This is a genomic window from Bradyrhizobium sp. (assembly GCF_030654605.1).
GTDB lineage: Bacteria > Pseudomonadota > Alphaproteobacteria > Rhizobiales > Xanthobacteraceae > Bradyrhizobium.
In genome coordinates, this window is the sequence record NZ_JAURXB010000034.1 from 1 (window position 1) to 1,888 (window position 1,888).

Consider the following 1,888-nt stretch of genomic DNA (forward strand, 5'->3'; position numbering starts at 1 on the left):
GTGCCCGAAGCCGTGGCAAAAGCCTCGCATTACAAGCTCGATCAGGCGGCGCCCGTCGCGAAGGTCGAAGATCTCGTCAATTACGACGCCATCATCGTCGGCACCGGCACCCGGTTCGGCCGGATGGCGTCGCAGATGGCGAGTTTCCTCGACCAGGCCGGCGGTCTGTGGGCCAAGGGCGCGCTGCACGGCAAGGTCGGTGGCGCCTTCACCTCGACCGCGACCCAGCATGGCGGCCAGGAGACCACGTTGTTTTCGGTGATCACCAACCTGCTGCATTTCGGCATGACCATCGTCGGCCTGAATTACGGCTTTGCCGGCCAGATGAAGCTCGACGAGGTCACCGGCGGTTCGCCCTATGGCGCCACCACCATCACCGGCGGCGACGGCAGCCGCCAGCCGAGCGAGAACGAACTGGCGGGCGCGCGCTATCAAGGACGCGTGATCGCGGAGACCGCGAAAAAGCTGCATGGCTGATGCGAGAAAGTTCGTCATTCCGGGATGGTCCGAAGGACCAGACCCGGAATCTCGAGATTCTCAGATGTGCAATTGCACATCCTGGTTCGATGCATCGCCCCGGAATGTCTGCGACGATCTGTGATACGTGATACTCCACGAGCCCGCGATCAACGTGAGCGAGTCCAGCCATGAACAACCCGCACGCCTTTTGGCCGGAATTGCCCACCGCGGCCTGGCGCGACAGCTATGCGACGCTGCATCTGTGGACGCAGGTGATCGGAAAAATTCGTCTGGTGCGCTCGCCCTGGCTGAATCACTCCTGGCACGTCGCGCTTTACGTCAGCGCGCGGGGGTTGACGACCTCGCCGATCCCGGACGGCAACAGGACATTCCAGATCGATCTCGACTTCATCGATCATGCGCTGCGCATCACCACCAGCGACGGTGCACAGCGGCAGTTTGCGCTGCCCGGGCACTCGGTCGCGAGTTTTTATGCCGCCGTGATGGCCGCGCTCGCCGAACTCGGCATTCACGTTACCATCGACGAGATCCCCAACGAATTGCCGGATCCGGTGCGGTTCTCGCAGGACAGCCGGCATTCTTCCTACGATCCGGATGCCGTGGGACGCCTCTTCCAGATATTGGTCAACGTCGACCGGGTATTAAAACAGTTCCGCACGGGTTTCCTCGGCAAGGCGAGCCCGGTGCATTTCTTCTGGGGCAGTTTCGATCTCGCGGTGACGCGCTTTTCCGGCCGCCGCGCGCCGCGCCATCCCGGCGGCGTGCCGCATCTGTCCGATGACGTCGCCACGGAGGCCTATTCGCACGAAGTCAGCAGCGCCGGTTTCTGGCCGGGTTCCGGTGCGATCGATTACCCCGCGTTCTATTGCTACGCCTATCCCGAACCGGCGGGCTTTCGCACGGCCAAGGTACGCCCCGAGGCCGCGTTCTTCAGCGAGGCGCTCGGCGAATTCATCCTGCCCTACGAGGCCGTGCGCACCGCCGCGAATCCGGATCAGGCCTTGCTGGAGTTCCTGCACAGCAGTTATGAGGCCGCGGCCGATGCCGCGAAGTGGGATCGCGACGCGCTGGAATGCGCGCCGGGAAAACCGGGCGTGGTGCGGCAGATCTAACGCTGTTCCAGCGAGCCGGCTTGCGGAACACCTCGCTTTATCCAGTGGCGTTAACGATGCGTTAACCGTTAGGGAAGTTGCGCTGCCATCATCATCAAGCGCGCATCTTCTCCGGAAAAATTGCCCGCGCATTCCTTTACGTTAACAGCAGCAACACGACAGCGGCAGAACGCCCGATCTACCGGAATTGGCGTATTCGGTCTAAGAGATAGACTGGACGCAGCGGGCGTCAAATTGCTGATTGATCAGTGCATTCCCATCATGAAACTCTGCCCCATCGACGATCGCAATTCCGG

The 1,888-nt window shown here is 62.1% G+C and carries 2 protein-coding genes; both read left to right on the forward strand.

Annotated elements, in window-relative coordinates; translation table 11 throughout:
* On the forward strand, positions 1-477 hold a 477-nt coding region (wrbA, locus tag Q7U29_RS03515; protein ID WP_304738483.1), incomplete at its 5' end, for an NAD(P)H:quinone oxidoreductase.
* A 170-nt stretch (positions 478-647) separates the two neighbouring features.
* Entirely contained in the window at positions 648-1,592 is a 945-nt protein-coding gene (locus Q7U29_RS03520) for a DUF5996 family protein (RefSeq protein ID WP_304738486.1), read from the forward strand.
* The last annotated feature ends 296 nt before the right edge of the window (positions 1,593-1,888 follow it).

Excerpts from the sequence above, each read along its gene's own strand:
- Q7U29_RS03520 (WP_304738486.1), top strand. The coding sequence starts at position 648 with ATGAACAACCCGCACGCCTTTTGGCCGGAATTGCCCACCGCGGCCTGG.